The sequence below is a fragment of the Serratia sp. BW106 genome, assembly GCF_002607755.1.
In the GTDB taxonomy this organism is placed as follows: Bacteria; Pseudomonadota; Gammaproteobacteria; order Enterobacterales; family Enterobacteriaceae; genus Serratia; species Serratia proteamaculans.
In genome coordinates, this window is the sequence record NZ_MCGS01000008.1 from 146695 (window position 1) to 162079 (window position 15385).

At 57.1% G+C, this 15385-nt stretch carries 13 protein-coding genes; 4 read left to right on the plus strand and 9 right to left on the minus strand.

Features of this window, described 5'->3' with window-relative positions:
• The first annotated feature begins 4 nt into the window (after nt 1–4).
• Nucleotides 5–1396, plus strand: a complete 1392-nt coding sequence (gene xseA / locus BEI65_RS06585; protein WP_099062656.1) for an exodeoxyribonuclease VII large subunit — start codon at nt 5–7, stop codon at nt 1394–1396.
• A gap of 114 nt (nt 1397–1510) precedes the next feature.
• Here xseA and BEI65_RS06590 read toward each other — a convergent pair whose 3' ends face one another.
• Both BEI65_RS06590 and BEI65_RS06595 read right to left on the minus strand, forming a co-directional pair.
• Entirely contained in the window at nt 1511–3877 is a 2367-nt protein-coding gene (locus tag BEI65_RS06590) for a TIM-barrel domain-containing protein (RefSeq protein WP_099062657.1), read from the minus strand.
• Nucleotides 3878–3888: 11 nt separating this feature from the next.
• Entirely contained in the window at nt 3889–5196 is a 1308-nt protein-coding gene (locus BEI65_RS06595; RefSeq protein WP_085118233.1) for an MFS transporter, read from the minus strand.
• 365 nt (nt 5197–5561) lie between these two features.
• On the opposite strand from BEI65_RS06595, the gene BEI65_RS06600 reads away from it, so the two are divergent.
• From BEI65_RS06600 to BEI65_RS06610, 3 genes are all read left to right on the plus strand, one after another.
• Entirely contained in the window at nt 5562–6644 is a 1083-nt protein-coding gene (locus BEI65_RS06600) for a LacI family DNA-binding transcriptional regulator (protein ID WP_099062658.1), read from the plus strand.
• A gap of 82 nt (nt 6645–6726) precedes the next feature.
• Nucleotides 6727–7752, plus strand: coding sequence for a M4 family metallopeptidase (locus tag BEI65_RS06605; protein WP_099062659.1), 1026 nt, complete (start codon nt 6727–6729; stop codon nt 7750–7752).
• Nucleotides 7752–8093, plus strand: a complete 342-nt coding sequence (locus BEI65_RS06610; RefSeq protein WP_099062660.1) for a protealysin inhibitor emfourin — start codon at nt 7752–7754, stop codon at nt 8091–8093. The genes BEI65_RS06605 and BEI65_RS06610 overlap by 1 nt, the downstream gene beginning before the upstream one ends.
• Nucleotides 8094–8097: 4 nt before the next feature.
• Here BEI65_RS06610 and BEI65_RS06615 read toward each other — a convergent pair whose 3' ends face one another.
• The 7 genes from BEI65_RS06615 to ispG form a co-directional block, all read right to left on the minus strand.
• Nucleotides 8098–8319: a zinc ribbon domain-containing protein gene (locus BEI65_RS06615; RefSeq protein WP_099062661.1), complete on the minus strand. Its 222-nt coding sequence runs from the start codon at nt 8317–8319 to the stop codon at nt 8098–8100.
• A 13-nt stretch (nt 8320–8332) separates the two neighbouring features.
• Entirely contained in the window at nt 8333–9289 is a 957-nt protein-coding gene (locus BEI65_RS06620) for an AEC family transporter (RefSeq protein WP_099062662.1), read from the minus strand.
• Nucleotides 9290–9391: 102 nt separating this feature from the next.
• Nucleotides 9392–10876: a ribosome biogenesis GTPase Der gene (der, locus tag BEI65_RS06625; RefSeq protein ID WP_085118243.1), complete on the minus strand. Its 1485-nt coding sequence runs from the start codon at nt 10874–10876 to the stop codon at nt 9392–9394.
• Nucleotides 10877–11006: 130 nt separating this feature from the next.
• Nucleotides 11007–12188 (minus strand): outer membrane protein assembly factor BamB, encoded by a 1182-nt coding sequence (bamB, locus tag BEI65_RS06630; protein WP_085118245.1) that lies wholly within the window; start codon nt 12186–12188, stop codon nt 11007–11009.
• A gap of 11 nt (nt 12189–12199) precedes the next feature.
• On the minus strand, nt 12200–12820 hold the full coding sequence (locus BEI65_RS06635) for a YfgM family protein (protein WP_099062663.1): 621 nt from the start codon (nt 12818–12820) through the stop codon (nt 12200–12202).
• Between the two features lie 13 nt (nt 12821–12833).
• Entirely contained in the window at nt 12834–14108 is a 1275-nt protein-coding gene (hisS, locus tag BEI65_RS06640; RefSeq protein ID WP_099062664.1) for a histidine--tRNA ligase, read from the minus strand.
• Nucleotides 14109–14246: 138 nt separating this feature from the next.
• Entirely contained in the window at nt 14247–15368 is a 1122-nt protein-coding gene (ispG, locus tag BEI65_RS06645; RefSeq protein ID WP_099062665.1) for a flavodoxin-dependent (E)-4-hydroxy-3-methylbut-2-enyl-diphosphate synthase, read from the minus strand.
• Nucleotides 15369–15385: the final 17 nt, after the last annotated feature.

Sequence of the window (15385 nt, forward strand, 5' to 3'; positions counted from 1 at the left end):
TCACATGTCGCTACCTGTTTCGCCGTCTATTTTTACCGTAAGCCGCCTGAATCAGACGGTTCGACAGCTGCTGGAAATGGAAATGGGCCAGATTTGGCTCTCCGCAGAGATTTCCAACTTCTCCCAACCCTCTTCCGGCCACTGGTATTTCACGCTGAAAGACGATCGTGCGCAGGTCCGTTGCGCGATGTTCCGCAACACCAACCGCCGCACCACTTTCCGTCCTCAGAATGGCCAACAGGTTCTGGTCCGCGCCAGCATTACGCTGTATGAACCGCGCGGCGACTACCAACTGATTGCCGAAAGCATGCAACCTGCCGGTGACGGCCTGTTGCAACAGCAGTTCGACCAGTTGAAACAGCGCCTGAGCGCTGAAGGCCTGTTCGACCAGCAGTTCAAGCAACCCTTGCCCAGCCCGGCCAAACGCGTCGGGGTCATCACCTCTGCCAGCGGTGCGGCGCTGCACGATGTGCTGCAGGTGTTGCAACGGCGTGATCCTTCACTGCCTATCGTTATCTATCCCACTTCGGTGCAGGGCGCAGAAGCGCCGTTGCAGATTGTGCGCGCCATCGAAACGGCTAACCGCCGGGACGAGTGTGACGTACTGATCGTCGGCCGTGGCGGAGGCTCGCTGGAAGACCTGTGGAGCTTCAACGATGAACGCGTGGCACGGGCGATATTCGCCAGCCGCATTCCGATCGTCAGCGCCGTCGGCCATGAAACCGACGTCACCATTGCCGACTTTGTCGCCGATCTGCGTGCGCCAACCCCTTCCGCCGCTGCCGAACTGGTCAGTCGCAATCAGCTGGAGCTGCTGCGTCAGTTGCAGTCCCAGCAACAGCGGATGGAAATGGCGATGGATTACTATCTGGCGCAGCGCCAGCAACAGTTCACCCGCATCAACCACCGTTTGCAGCAACAGCATCCGCACCTGCGCCTGGCGCGTCAGCAGACGCTGTTGTTCAAACTGCAACGGCGGTTGGAAGATGGCATGCAGAACCAACTGCGTGTGTCTTCGCGCCGCAGCGAGCGGGCGCAACAGCGTCTGGCGCAGATGCAGCCGCAGGCACGCATTCATCGCTACCAGCAACGTGTGCAACAGCAGGAATACCGATTGCAACAGGCGCTGGAACGTCAGCTCAACGCCTGGCGTCAGCGCTTTGGCGTCGCCTGTAGCCAGCTCGAGGCGGTCAGCCCACTGGCAACGCTGGCGCGCGGCTACAGCGTGACGCAAACCCCGCGCGGCGAACTGCTGAAAACCACCAAGCAGGCTCAGGTCGGTGAACTGCTGAAAACCCGTCTGCAGGATGGCTGGGTGGAAAGCGAGGTGAAAACCATCACCGTCGCCAAAAAGCCGCGCAAAAAGCGCGCGGCTGAATCACCCCGTCATACTTGAAGTTGCATCTGTGTTGGCTGCACCCGCTCACCCGAATCACTTACCTGAGTAAGCTCATCGGGATGAACGTTCTTGCCGCCTTGCTGCAACTCCAATTATTTAGGGTATATAGCGTTATTCCAGCGTAAAACTGCTGCCCGGCGCACCGTTGATCCACAGTTCGCGCGTTTCTCCGGCAGGCAAGCTGAAGGTCAAGGTTTGCCATGCCGGTTTAAAGCGGCCCTCGGTGGTAATGTTCAGCATGATGCGCTGATTGTCACTGAGCATCTCCCAGCGCAGCCACAGCGCGTCGCCTTGCTGCCAGCCATAACTTTCCCCGTCGTCTTCAAATAACAGCCCAGAAGCGCTGCCACAGCCTTTTAGCGGATAGAGTTTAAGCTCGCGCCGATCGTCGGCCGTCACATCAACATGAGCCAATCGGGATGACAGCGGCAATCCTGCACCGGCACGTACCAGTAACGGCAAGCGCTCCAGCGGGGCCTCCAGCACCACCGTCTGGCCACCGCTGAACCACTGGCCGCTGTAGAAGCAGTACCAGCCATCCCCATTATCCGGCAGATACACCGGCCGCTGGCGCTGCCCCTGCTCCACCACGCTGGCCACCAGCAGATCGCGGCCGATCATAAAATCGTCGGTTTCTTTCAGGGTCTGCTCGTCATGCTCATGGTCGAGGAAGGTTGGGCGCAGCATCGGCTCGTCGTCGGCACTGGCCTGCCACAGCAGGGTGTAGAAATACGGCATCAGCCGGTAGCGCAGGTTAATCGCCTCGCGTACCGCCGGGGTGGCGGCCGGATACATCCAGGGTTCGTTAACCGTGGCGTCGTCGTTCCAGGAGTGAATGGTGAAACGCGGATGCATCACGCCGTTTTGCACCCAACGCACCAGGAGTTCGGCGTCCGGCTTGTCACCGGAAAAACCGCCGACGTCATGCCCCAGGTTATACAGGCCGGACAGACTCATGCCCAGCCCCATGCGGATGTTGTAGCGCAGGGTCTGCCAACTGGTGCGGTTGTCGCCGCTCCAGGTCTGCACATAACGCTGCATACCGGCACACCCGGAGCGCGAAATCAGATAGGGCCGCAGATCGGGAGCAAAACGTTGCTGGGCCTCCATTGAGGCACGCATCATCAGTAACGGCATCACCGGGCGGATATGCTTGATGGCAATCGGTCGGCCGAAACCGTGGCAACGAGCCTCACCGTCCCATACTTCGTATTCGTTATTGTCATTCCAGGTGGAATCGATACCCATCTCCAGCAGTTGCTGCGTCACGCCCTGCTGCCACCAGCGGACAGTTGCCGGATTGGTGAAGTCGAGGTGCGAGCCTTCGTCGTCCCAAAAGCTGGAGCGCTCCGGTTGGTCGCTTTCAGAATCACGGATAAACAGCCCCTGATCCGCCGCCTGCTGATACTGCGGGTGATCTTGCAACAGGCAGGGCTTGATGTTGGCCGCCAGCTTCAGCCCGGCGTCGTGAAACGCTTGGCTCAGTAGCTTGGGCTGCGGCACCTTGTCGTAATTCCAGTTGAACACATAGCGCTTGTTGGCAATCGAGGTGTAACCCGATGACAGCTGGAAAGAGTCGCAGGGAATATCATGCTGACGGCAGAGCTGAATAAACTGCTGCAGTTGCTGCTGGGCATCCGGCGCGTCGGTGTAATGCATAGTGGATCCGCTGTAGCCCAGGCTCCATTTCGGTCCAAAGTGGGTCTTGCCGGTCAGGCGCACGAACGCCTTGGTCACATCCAGCACCCTCGGCCCAAGGAACAGGTAATAATCCAGATCCCCCGCCTCCGCCTGATAGCGCCGATAAGCCAGATGGTAGTTGTCGATCTCATTACCCAGATCCAGCCAGCAGCTGCTCAGGTTGTCGTAAAACAGCCCGAAACTGGCCTCTTCACCGCGGGTGATGGTAAACGGAATGTGTTTGTACAGCGGGTCGGTGCTGGCGGCGTTGTAGCCCATCGCGTCCAGATTACGCATTTCAAAGCGACGGCCACTGCGTTCCAAATCCCCGGCCTTCTCACCCAGGCCATAGTAACGCTCGGCAGTCTGGCGGCGCTGATAATGCGCCACGCCGTCACCGTGCGGATTAAGCAGGTAAGCGCTGGTGGGCCGATCGGCTGCCAGTGGACGCCATTCCCCGGCGGCGTTGCAATGCTCCCACTCCAGCCACAACGGCTGATGCACGGTCACGCGCAGCGCAGACGTCGCCACCACCAGCCGATCGTCATGTTGCTGCAGCTGATAGCCCGGCAGGCCGAACCCGGCCACGCTCAGCCGATCACGTCCTTCCCAGGGCACGTCACTTTCCGGCGCGATGCTCCAGGTGCGATCCAACGCCAGCTCGCCGTTGCGTTTGATCAACACGCGGAACAGGTCATTTTCCAGTACGTACAGGCAAAACAGGTGACGTTCGTCGACCAACAGTTCAATGCGATCGGCATACTGACCGGCCAACGTCCAATTTTTCAAGGTTTTCATAGGCATCCAACTTAACTATTAAGTGTTTTTTTACCGCCGCGTTCGGCGATCAAGGCAATCAGGAACAGGGCGCCGATCAGGTCGAAGAAGCCCATGGCGATAAACAGCGGATTGAAACCGACGGTATCGGAGACCGCGCCGATCAACAGCGTAAACAGGAAGCTGGCGATCCAGGCGCTGGAGCCGCGCATGCCGTTGACCGTCGCCACCTGGTTTTTATCGAACGATTCCACCACCAGCGCGCTGAGCATGCAGGAGATCACCTGATGGCCAAATCCGCCGATCGAGATCAGAGCGATCGCCAGGTAGGGATCTTTAGTGATCGCCACAAACGCCAGCGAGACCATCATGAATGCGCCGGTGACCGAACTGGCAACCACCGAGTTGACGCGGCTGCAGCCAAACCATTTGCGGTACAGCGTGGTGAGATAGCCGCTGGCAACGCTGCCGATGTCCGCCGCCAAAAACGGCAGCCAGGCAAACATGGCGATGTGTTTTAAATCCATGCCGCGCTCGGTGGCCAGGTACAGCGGCACCCAGAAACTGAATACCGCCCAGGCCGGTTCAGCAAGAAATGCCGGAATGGCTATGCCATAAAACTTTTTATTGCGGCACAGGATCGCCAGCGACTTGAGAAATGGCAGCCGGGGTAACTCGGGCTCGTTGTCTTCGCGGATCAGATCCAGCTCCTGCTGGCTCAGATTGGGGTGCTGCAGCGGCGAGTGATAGAAACGCCACCACAGCACGACCCAGACCAGCGCCAGCGCGCCGGAGAACAGGAAAGCGCCCTGCCAGCCAAAGGAGACATGGGCGATGACAATGATCGGCGGTGCCAGCATGGCACCAATAGAAAACCCGACGCCCGCCCAGCCGGCAGCGATCGGCCGTTCCTTTTTCGGGAACCAGTCGGAAATGGCCTTGGCGTTGGCCGGTGTGGCCGCCGCTTCTGCCCCACCCATGAAGAAGCGCAGGATCGCCAACTGCACCCAGGTGCCTGCCCCGGCGTGCATCATGCAGACCACCGCCCAGATGCTGGCGCAGATCAAGAACCCCATCTTCAGGCCGATCACGTCGATCAGCCAGCCACAGATCGGCTGAAACACCGTATAGGCCAGTTGAAACGACGCCACCACCCAGGAGTACTGTTCAGTCGTCATGTTCAGGCTGGTTTTCAGCTCCGGCGCCAGGATGCCCAGCGAATTACGAGTGATGTAGTTGACCGTCACGCCCAGTAAAAACAGCGCCAGCATCCACCAGCGCAGCGATTTAAATTTACGCCGGCCGCTGTCAACGACCGTCTGATTAATTTCAACACTCATCTGTCTTCTCTCCACGACGGCTGCCCGGTGACACAGCGCGCTTTTTGGTAGGGTACGTTTGGCTAGTGAAGGTATGGAACCCGTGAAATTGAGATGCGCCTCACAGAAGCAGGCATATCGTCTTCACAACCACCTGATTTATTTTCATTTTATTTATAATTCAGCCCATTAATTGGACTGATAAATCTATAAAGTTGGCATACCAATTCAGACTATCCAGCCGGAAGCGTGAGCGAAACGTGGTTTTTTGCAAAAGTTTTCATACACAGGATAAAAGGTCGCCATAATGGCGACCAAAGCCTGACAGTACGCCGAAAAAACACCGTGAAAATATTTTCATTACCAAATTTGAAGGAGATCACAGAATGAACGGAAAGCTGAAAATACAGGAAATCGCCCGCCAAACCGGGCTGTCGATCAGCACCGTTTCACGCGTATTAGCAGGCAAAGCCAACACCAGCGCCGAGGCACGTCAGAAGGTGCTGACCTGCGCCCAACAGAAGGGGATCCTGCAGGGGATTTCCAGCGGCCGACTGATGTTGAACAACGTGATGGTCTTCGCCCCGCAACGGGCCTTTGACGTGCGCACCGATATCTTTTACTACAAGGTGATCCAGGGCATCACTGCTGCGCTGGCAGAGCACGAAGTCCGTATTCGCTATTGCGGGCTTGAGGAATTACACAGCGATGGCGCGCTGTTTCTGGAAAAGATGAGCGATCCGCAGACCCAGGCGGCACTGATTATCGGCATCGATGACGAACATATTCACCAGTTAGCCGCCGACCTGAACAAACCCTGCGTACTGATTAACTGCAGCGACCGTCAGATGCGGCTCGATAGCGTGTCGCCCGACCATCAACTGATTGGCGAGTTCTCCGCCAACTATCTGTTCCAGCAGGGCCACAGCCATATTCTGAACCTGCAATGCCTGCGTCGGCACACCATGGAGTTGCGGCTGGCGGGCATTAAACAAGCCTATGCGCGACACAATATCGCCTTTGACGACGGTCGCCATCTGGTCACCACCTCCGGCTTCGGCAGCGAAGAGGCCGAACAGGCACTCACCACCTTTATCAATCGGGTCAGCCACCGCTCACAGTTGCCCACGGCCATTCTCGCCGGTGGCGACTATATGGCGGTCGGCGCGGTCAAGGCGCTCAACAAACTGCAGTTGAACGTGCCGGGCGATATCTCGGTGATGAGCACCGACGGTTTTAACCTGGCGGAAATTCATGACGTGCCGCTCACCTCGGTACATGTACCGCGTGACGAACTGGGCTATGAGGCCATTCAACTGTTGCAGCGCCGCATGCTGCGTGCCGATGCGCCCCCATGCAACCTGCTGCTGCATGGCAAGCTGGCGGTTCGCACCTCGGTCAAACGCATCAGCGCCCATAAAACCAACCCGGCGGTCAGCACCCACGATCATCGTCTTTACGATGTCTGAGCTACACTTAGTGTCAAAATATTTATAGATACCCTATAGCTTGAAAGATGACGGGTAACTTTTTTGCCTAAGGAGAGCCACTATGCCGACCCTAACAGCACGATCGGTCATCCCCCCTTATATGCTGCGCCGGATCATTGAGCACGGCAGCCTACCGCAGCGCGACTGCGCATTGCACACCCTGAATCACGTTCAGAGCCTGCTCGGCAACAAGCCACTGCGGGCCCCCGGGGCGAAAACCTCGACCGGTGGTGAAGTCATCCGCGATATTTACGATGCCGAAAACAGCACTCAACTGCCCGGCAAACAGGTGCGTAATGAGGGCCAGGCCAGCAACCACGACGTGGCGGTGGATGAAGCCTATGACTACCTCGGCGTCACCTACGATTTTTTCTGGCAGGCTTTCAAACGCAACTCGCTGGACAACCAGGGCCTGCCGCTGACCGGCAGCGTGCATTACGGCAAGGAATACCAGAACGCCTTTTGGAATGGCCAGCAAATGGTCTTCGGCGACGGGGATGGTGAAATCTTTAACCGTTTTACCATCGCCATCGACGTAGTCGGCCATGAATTGGCGCACGGCGTTACCGAAAGCGAAGCCGGGTTAATTTACTTCCAGCAAGCCGGGGCGCTGAATGAATCGCTGTCTGACGTGTTTGGTTCTTTGGTCAAGCAGTTCCACCTTAAGCAAACGGCTGATAAAGCCGACTGGCTGATTGGCGAGGGACTGTTGGCGAAAGGCATCAACGGCAAGGGCCTGCGTTCGATGTCGGCTCCCGGTACCGCCTACGACGATCCGTTGCTGGGGAAAGATCCGCAGCCGGCCAGCATGAAAGACTACATTCAGACCAAAGAAGACAACGGTGGCGTCCACCTCAACTCCGGTATCCCCAATCGCGCCTTTTATCTGGCGGCCACTGCACTGGGCGGCTATGCCTGGGAGAAAGCCGGTTACATCTGGTACGACACCCTGTGTGATAAGGCACTGCCGCAGGACGCTGATTTCGCCACCTTTGCCCGTACCACGGTGAAGCATGCAGAACAGCGCTTCGACAGCAAGGTAGCGCAAAAGGTACAGCAGGCCTGGCATCAGGTGGGGGTGGCATAATGAAACCTTTGCCGGTGCTCAATCAGGATACGGTCATTGAGCTGGCGCGTGAAGGCGGTTTCGCCTTTATTCCCAAACTGGCGGGCCAGCGGCGCATTGCGCTGGCCGACATTACGCCAGAGCAACGGCAGCGCCTGAACCAACTGTTGAACCAGACGCTGCCCTATGCCCAGGAAGAGGGTCAGCCGGACTCCCCCGGCTGCGGTGACCAACGCTATTTTCGCGTGCAGATCAGCTATTACAGCCAAACCCTGCGCAGTGAAATCGTGCTGTTGATCCCGGAAACCAGCGCTCCACAGGCGTTAGTCGACCTGTGGAAAACCGGCCAGGTCGATGAGTGAACACTTACAACGGCTGATAACTGAATAGCACGCGCTTTTTGGAGATCAGCCCATGGCCGTTCTGGCACAGATAGTCCACCGCGCCACAGGCCTTCAGCTCTTGCAACGGTTGCCCGCAATCCGGGCAGTGAGCCAACCGTTGATAATCGCTGTTACAGGCGGCGCAATGGTAGTGACCATTCACCCACTCCATCGTTTGATCGCATTGCGGACACTGTACTTCCATAGTCACTCCCAGGTTAAATCACGCCCCATGAGCGTAAGAAATAAATGCCCAACGCGGTAGTGAAAAACGATCCGACGGTGGTGATGGCGATAATATTCGCCGCCAGCGTGGCGTTCCCTCCCATGGCGCGCGTCATTACATAGCTGCCAGACGCCGTTGGCGTAGCCGAGAACAGGAAGATAATCCCCAGTGCCGCACCGTGAAAGCCGCATAACCAGCCACCCAGCGTCATTATCACTGGCACGATAAACAACTTGGCCGAAGAGGACAGCGCCGCCACGTTGGACGAACGGAACATGGCGCGCAGATCCAAACTGGCACCGGTGCACAGCAGTGCCAGCGGCAGCGACAGTGCAGAGATGTAGCTGCCCGTCTGCCGGATCACCTGAGGTATGCCCAGGCCGGTCTGCGCATAAGCCAAGCCGCACACCAGACCAATAATCAACGGATTGGTGACGATGCTGCGCAACAGCGACAGGCGACTGATCCTCTTGCCCTGCCCGCCCTGCAAGCTACGCGTCAGGGTAATCACCGACAGTACGTTAAACAGGATCACCGTCACCGTCAGGTACAGCGACCCCAGCGCAATTCCTTCGCTGCCGTAAGCGGTCATGGCGTAAGCCAGGCCGACAATGGCGGTATTGGCGCGGAAGCCCCCCTGAACGAAGACACCGCGTTCCCGCGGATCTTTAACCAGCCAGATAGCCGCCGCTTCCAGCAACAGGAAGGTGACGAGGGTACCGACAGCGCCAAAGATCACCAGCGGCAGGTTACCCAGCAACTGCGGATGGTTGGTGGCGATGCTGAAGAACAACAGGCAGGGCAGCGCAAGATTGAACACCAGCCGGGTGGCACCGTCGATAAACCGATCGTCCATCAGACGCCAGTGGCGCAGCAGTATGCCCAGCAACATCATTAACAGATTGGGGACAGTGACGTTAAATGCAAAACTCCAGGTTTCCCAGGACATGATGTTCCTTCAGGCTGACGGCGATAATCTACGGATAATAAAACGATTTCGGACCAATAAAAAAGGGGCGCGGTAGTGATACCGCGCCCCTCATACTGATTATCAGCTTTTTTTCAGGTGGCTCATCAGACGTTTACGCTTACGCATCTGGTTCGGTGTCAGCAGATTGCGCTTGCCGGCGAACGGGTTCTCACCCTCTTTGAACTGGATACGGATTGGCGTACCCATCACCTTCAGAGAACGGCGGAAATAGTTCATCAGGTAGCGTTTGTACGAATCGGACAGATCGGTCACCTGGTTGCCGTGGATCACCACAATCGGCGGGTTATACCCACCGGCGTGCGCATATTTCAGCTTCACGCGGCGGCCACGTACCAAGGGTGGCTGGTGGTCATCGGCGGCCATCTGCATGATTTTAGTCAGCATCGAGGTGTTCACGCGACGGGTCGCACACTCGTAAGCTTCCAGGACCGAGACGAACAAGTTGCCAACGCCGCTACCGTGCAGGGCAGAGATAAAGTGAATGCGGGCGAAATCGACAAAGCCCAGACGCATATCGAGCATCTCTTTCACGTGATCGCGATCTTCCTCGCTCATGCCGTCCCACTTGTTGACCACAATCACCAGTGAGCGCCCGCTATTGAGGATAAAGCCGAGCAGCGAGAGGTCCTGATCGGAAATGCCTTCGCGTGCATCCACGACCAGCAACACCACGTTAGCGTCTTCGATCGCCTGCAGGGTTTTGATTACCGAGAACTTCTCTACGGTTTCCGTCACCTTGCCGCGCTTACGCACCCCGGCGGTATCGATCAGCACATATTCGCGTTCGTCACGAACCATCGGGATATAAATGCTGTCACGGGTGGTGCCCGGCATGTCGTAAACCACGACACGATCTTCGCCGAGGATACGGTTAGTCAGTGTGGACTTACCTACGTTAGGACGACCGACGATAGCCAGCTTGATCGGCAAATCCTGCGGGTTGAAGTCATCTTCCGGCTCGTCTTCCGGGCCTTCGAGGTTTTCACCTTCTTGCTCGGCCCAATAAGCGGCGTTAGCCTCTTCTTCGGTCAGCTCGACTTCTTCCGGCTTTTCACCGACAAACGGCACCAGCACGTGTTCGATCAACTGCGCCACGCCACGACCGTGGGAAGCAGCAATCGCATGCACGTCGCCCAGGCCCAGCGAGTAGAAATCGGCGGTGGCCATGTCGGGATCCATACCGTCGGTTTTGTTGGCAACCAGGAAGGTGGCTTTCTGACGGTTGCGCAGATGCTGGGCAATGCCCAGATCGGCTGGCATCAGACCGGCGCGAGCATCGACCATAAACAGCACGATGTCTGCTTCTTCGATCGCCAGCAGCGACTGACCGGCCATGCGGGTTTCAACGCCGTCTTCGGTGCCGTCAATGCCCCCGGTATCGACGATAATAAATTCATTACCCTCAACCTCAGCACGACCATACTTGCGGTCTCGCGTTAGCCCGGGGAAATCCGCCACCAGCGCATCGCGCGTATGGGTTAAACGGTTAAACAAGGTGGATTTACCCACATTCGGGCGCCCTACTAGCGCGACGACAGGTATCATTGTGAAGCCTCATTACTTAATAATCAAAGCGTTACTACACCATGGGTAGACACCAGGAGTGCAGCTTATAAAAATACGAAACGGCCCCTGAACACTCAGGAGCCGTTGGCAATCCGTGCGACGATCGGCGTTAGCGGGTGAAAGCGTAAACTTTTCCGCCCTTCGCCTGGATGACCAGCTTATCGCCAGCAACCATTGGCGCAGACAGGAAGCCGGAGCTATCCACTTCTTGCTGAGCAACAAAACGGCCGTCCGTGGTATTGATCCAGTGCAGGTAACCTTCTGAGTCACCGGTCACCAGGAAACCATTGTACATCACCGGCGGGGTCAGGTTGCGGTGCAGCAGATCGCTCTGCGTCCATACGGTCACGCCACCTTCGGTGCTCAATGCCACCACGCGATCGTTCTGATCGATAAGGTAGATGCGGCCGGCATCAACGATAAAGTCGTTCACCGAGCCCAGTTCACGCTTCCACATGATCTGGCCGGAACGCAGATCCAACGCCGTCAGGTTGCCATTGTAACCTAATGCGTAGACAACGCCCTCAACAATCACCGGCGTAGTGTCGACATCGTTCAAACGATCGATTTCGGTCGCGCCGCTCGGCTGGGAAATACGTTGCTGCCAAATCAACTGACCTTGCTGCATCAGCACCGCATTTACACGACCGTTATCACCGCCGACAATGGCTGCGCCAAAGGCAACGGCCGGTGCGGATTCACCGCGCAACGACAGTGAAGGCATGTCCAGGTTAACCGTCCACTTCACCGCGCCGTCAGATTCGTTCAACGCCTGCAGCAGGCCGTTAGTGGTGTGGATCAGCACCATACCGTCGCTGATCACCGGACGTGAAATCGCTTCGCCGGCCACTTTGGTCTGCCACGCGACGGTACCGTCTGCAGTATTCAGCGCGTAGACCACCGCTTTCTCACTGCCAACGTAAGCCTTGTCACCCGCGACCGCCATACCGCCCGACAGCAGTGCCGGCAGGTTGCTGGAGAAGAAGCCGGTTTTCTCAGAGAGATCAACCTTCCACTTTTCGTTACCGTTATCGGCATCCAGCGCTTTCACGATACCGTGACGATCGGCGGCATAAATCGTGTTGTCCTGGAAAGCAGGACGCAGGTGAGAATAGAACTCACCGACGCCGTCACCGACCGAGGTACTCCACGCCTTGTTTGGCGTGAACTGATTTTCAACTTTCGGCAGCGGCGACATGGTAACCACGTCTTCTTCACTGTTGAACAGTGAGCAACCACTCAACAAGGCAACGGAAACCAGTCCGACCAAGAGTGTTTTACGCAATTGCATGGGAATTCCCCTTAGCTGGACAAGTTATTCAATTTCATGCGCAGCAGAACCTGCAGCGCCTGAGAAGCGTTAGACTCAATGCCTTTACTGTAAGCCTCACGCGCACCTTTGGTGTCGCCTTTGGCCAACAGCACGTCGCCGCGCGTATCTTGCGCCATCGCCGCCCAGCCTTCGCCTTTCACGCCATCCAGCGTTTTCAGCGCGTCATCCAGCTTTTTCTCCTGCACCTGGACACGGGCCAGACGCAGGTTAATCATCGAAAGCAGGTTTTCATCTTTGGTCTGGCCCTGAGCCAGCACCAGTTGTTGGCTCGCTTTGGCAAACTCATTCTGCTCAACAAAATGCTTCGCCAGCTCCAGCGAGGCCATCACGCCGTAGCTGTTGCTGTTGGCCTGTGCAAACTTCTCCGCAGCGGCGACATCGTCCGGTTTACCGAGAGCCAGACGATCGCTGGCTTCCTGATAAGATTGGGACGCAACCATCATGTTGGAGTTTTCGTGGCTCTGCCAGTAACGCCAGCCGACCAGGGCACCAATTCCGAGCACCACGCCCACTGCCAGCGCTTTGCCGTTTTCAGCAAAGAACCGACGCACGGCGTCGACTTGTTCGTTTTCAGTGGTATAGACTTCCACGGTGTCCTTCTCCTTAACCTAACATCGTTGCCAGACGCACTGCGACTTCGCTTTGCGCCAGCGTTTCTTGTTCACCACTGCGCAGGTCTTTGACCACGACCTGCTGGGCTGCGACTTCGTTCTCACCCAGGATCAAGGCGACGCGTGCGCCCCACTTATCCGCACGGGTGATCTGCTTCTTAAAGTTACCGCCGCCGTAGTTGGTCATCAGTTTGAGCTGTGGCGCCGCATCACGCACGCGCTCCGCCAACTGCATGGCCGCACTCTGAGTCCCGGCACCGGAGGAGATCACGTATACGTCAATGGTCGCCGCGGCTTTAAACTCTGGGTTAACAGCCTGAACCAGCAGCACCAAGCGTTCCAGGCCCATGGCGAAACCGACTGCCGGCGTTGCACGCCCGCCCAGTTGCTCGACCAGACCGTCATAACGCCCGCCGGCACACACCGTACCCTGAGCGCCCAGACTGGTGGTCACCCATTCGAATACCGTACGGTTGTAATAGTCCAGACCGCGCACCAGGCGTTCATTGATGGTATATGGGATGCCCGCCTGCGCCAAAAGTTCACACAGACCTTCGAAGTGGGCTTTGGATTCTTCATCCAGATACTCGGACAACCGTGGCGCGTCGTTCAGCAACGCCTGCACTTGCGGGTTTTTCGAGTCCAGTACGCGCAGCGGGTTGCTGTACATGCGGCGTTTGCAATCTTCGTCCAGCTTGTCTTGATGCTGTTCCAGGAATGCCACCAGTGCATCGCGGTAATTGGCGCGTGCTTCCAGTGAACCAATGGAGTTCAGCTCCAGCTTGACGTGCTCGGAGATCCCCAGTGCTTTCCACCAGCGGGCGCTCAGCAGGATCAGCTCGGCGTCGATATCCGGGCCCTGCAGGCCAAACACTTCGGCCCCCAGTTGATGGAACTGGCGATAGCGGCCTTTTTGCGGGCGCTCGTAGCGGAACATCGGACCGACGTACCACAGACGCTGCTCCTGATTGTACAGCAGACCATGTTCGATGCCGGCGCGAACGCAGCCAGCCGTCCCTTCCGGACGCAGCGTCAGGCTTTCGCCATTGCGGTCGTCGAAGGTATACATTTCTTTTTCCACGACGTCGGTCACTTCGCCGATCGCGCGTTTGAATAACGGGGTCTGCTCTACAATCGGCAAGCGGATTTCGCTGTAACCGTAGCCGCTAAGCACCTGCTTGAGGATGCCTTCAATACGCTGCCATAATGCCGTTTCTTCCGGCAGGTAGTCGTTCATGCCGCGAATGGCTTGAATGTTCTTTGCCACGTGAGTTCTCTGTCCGTTGTCTATAAAAATGAACCCGATTATAGGGACTTTGCCGTCCCGTATTCAACGCGAATGCAGAGTTCTGCTCCCGGGTTCATAAACAAGCGGGCTAAAAAGCCCGCCGTATCGGTATAATGCTTATTTTTCCAGCAGGTTGACCGCGATGCGATTGCTTTCATCCAGCATCGACGCCTTGGCGCGGATTTTGGCTTCCAACTGGTCAATCATCTGCTCGTTGTCGAAACGTTCTCTCTGGCGCACGCCGTCTTCGTAGAAACCACTCTTTTTGTGGCCACCGGTCACGCCCAGCGTGGAAACCAGGGCTTCGCCCGGGCCATTGACCACACAGCCGATAATCGAAATGTCCATCGGCGTGATGATGTCTTCCAGACGCTGTTCCAGCGCGTTCACCGTACCGATAACGTCAAATTCCTGACGTGAACAGGTCGGGCACGCGATAAAGTTAATACCGCGAGCGCGGATGCGCAGCGATTTCAAAATGTCGAAACCGACCTTCACTTCTTCCACCGGATCGGCTGCCAACGAGATACGCAGGGTATCGCCGATGCCTTCCGACAGCAGCAGCCCCAAACCAATCGCCGACTTCACTGAGCCACTGCGTGCGCCACCGGCTTCGGTGATGCCCAGATGCAACGGCTGATCGATACGTGCAGCCAGCAGACGATAGGATTGCACCGCCAGGAACACATCGGAAGCCTTAACGCTGACTTTAAACTGGTCGAAGTTGAGGCGGTCGAGGATATCAACGTGGCGCATGGCGGATTCGAGCAGCGCTTCCGGCGTAGGTTCGCCGTACTTTTCCTGGATGTCTTTTTCCAGCGAACCGCCATTCACCCCGATACGGATTGGGATGTTTTTATCGCGTGCGCAGTCTACCACTGAGCGAATACGCGACTCGTTACCGATATTGCCCGGGTTGATGCGCAAGCAGTCTACGCCATACTCTGCAACCTGCAGCGCGATACGGTAATCGAAGTGGATATCGGCGACCAGCGGCACGTTGACCTGCTGCTTGATCAGCCTGAATGCCTCGGCGGCATCCATGGTGGGGACTGAAACGCGGACGATATCGACACCCACGCGCTCCAGTGCTTTGATCTGATTAACCGTGGCTTCAACATCAGTGGTACGGGTGTTAGTCATCGACTGCACGGCAATCGGCGCACCATCACCAATAGGCACATTGCCGACGTAAATTCGCGTTGATTTTCGACGGATGATGGGCGATTGGTTATGCATTACTTACTCTCCATTGT

What these genes read in the sequence shown, in the direction of transcription:
- BEI65_RS06595 (WP_085118233.1), bottom strand. Translation starts at nt 5,196, where the DNA reads ATGAGTGTTGAAATTAATCAGACGGTCGTTGACAGCGGCCGGCGTAAA.
- BEI65_RS06615 (WP_099062661.1), bottom strand. Translation starts at nt 8,319, where the DNA reads ATGGAAGTACAGTGTCCGCAATGCGATCAAACGATGGAGTGGGTGAAT.
- bamB (WP_085118245.1), bottom strand. Translation starts at nt 12,188, where the DNA reads ATGCAATTGCGTAAAACACTCTTGGTCGGACTGGTTTCCGTTGCCTTG.
- xseA (WP_099062656.1), top strand. Translation starts at nt 5, where the DNA reads ATGTCGCTACCTGTTTCGCCGTCTATTTTTACCGTAAGCCGCCTGAAT.
- BEI65_RS06610 (WP_099062660.1), top strand. Translation starts at nt 7,752, where the DNA reads ATGAAACCTTTGCCGGTGCTCAATCAGGATACGGTCATTGAGCTGGCG.
- BEI65_RS06605 (WP_099062659.1), top strand. Translation starts at nt 6,727, where the DNA reads ATGCCGACCCTAACAGCACGATCGGTCATCCCCCCTTATATGCTGCGC.
- der (WP_085118243.1), bottom strand. Translation starts at nt 10,876, where the DNA reads ATGATACCTGTCGTCGCGCTAGTAGGGCGCCCGAATGTGGGTAAATCC.
- BEI65_RS06590 (WP_099062657.1), bottom strand. Translation starts at nt 3,877, where the DNA reads ATGAAAACCTTGAAAAATTGGACGTTGGCCGGTCAGTATGCCGATCGC.
- BEI65_RS06620 (WP_099062662.1), bottom strand. Translation starts at nt 9,289, where the DNA reads ATGTCCTGGGAAACCTGGAGTTTTGCATTTAACGTCACTGTCCCCAAT.
- ispG (WP_099062665.1), bottom strand. Translation starts at nt 15,368, where the DNA reads ATGCATAACCAATCGCCCATCATCCGTCGAAAATCAACGCGAATTTAC.
- BEI65_RS06600 (WP_099062658.1), top strand. Translation starts at nt 5,562, where the DNA reads ATGAACGGAAAGCTGAAAATACAGGAAATCGCCCGCCAAACCGGGCTG.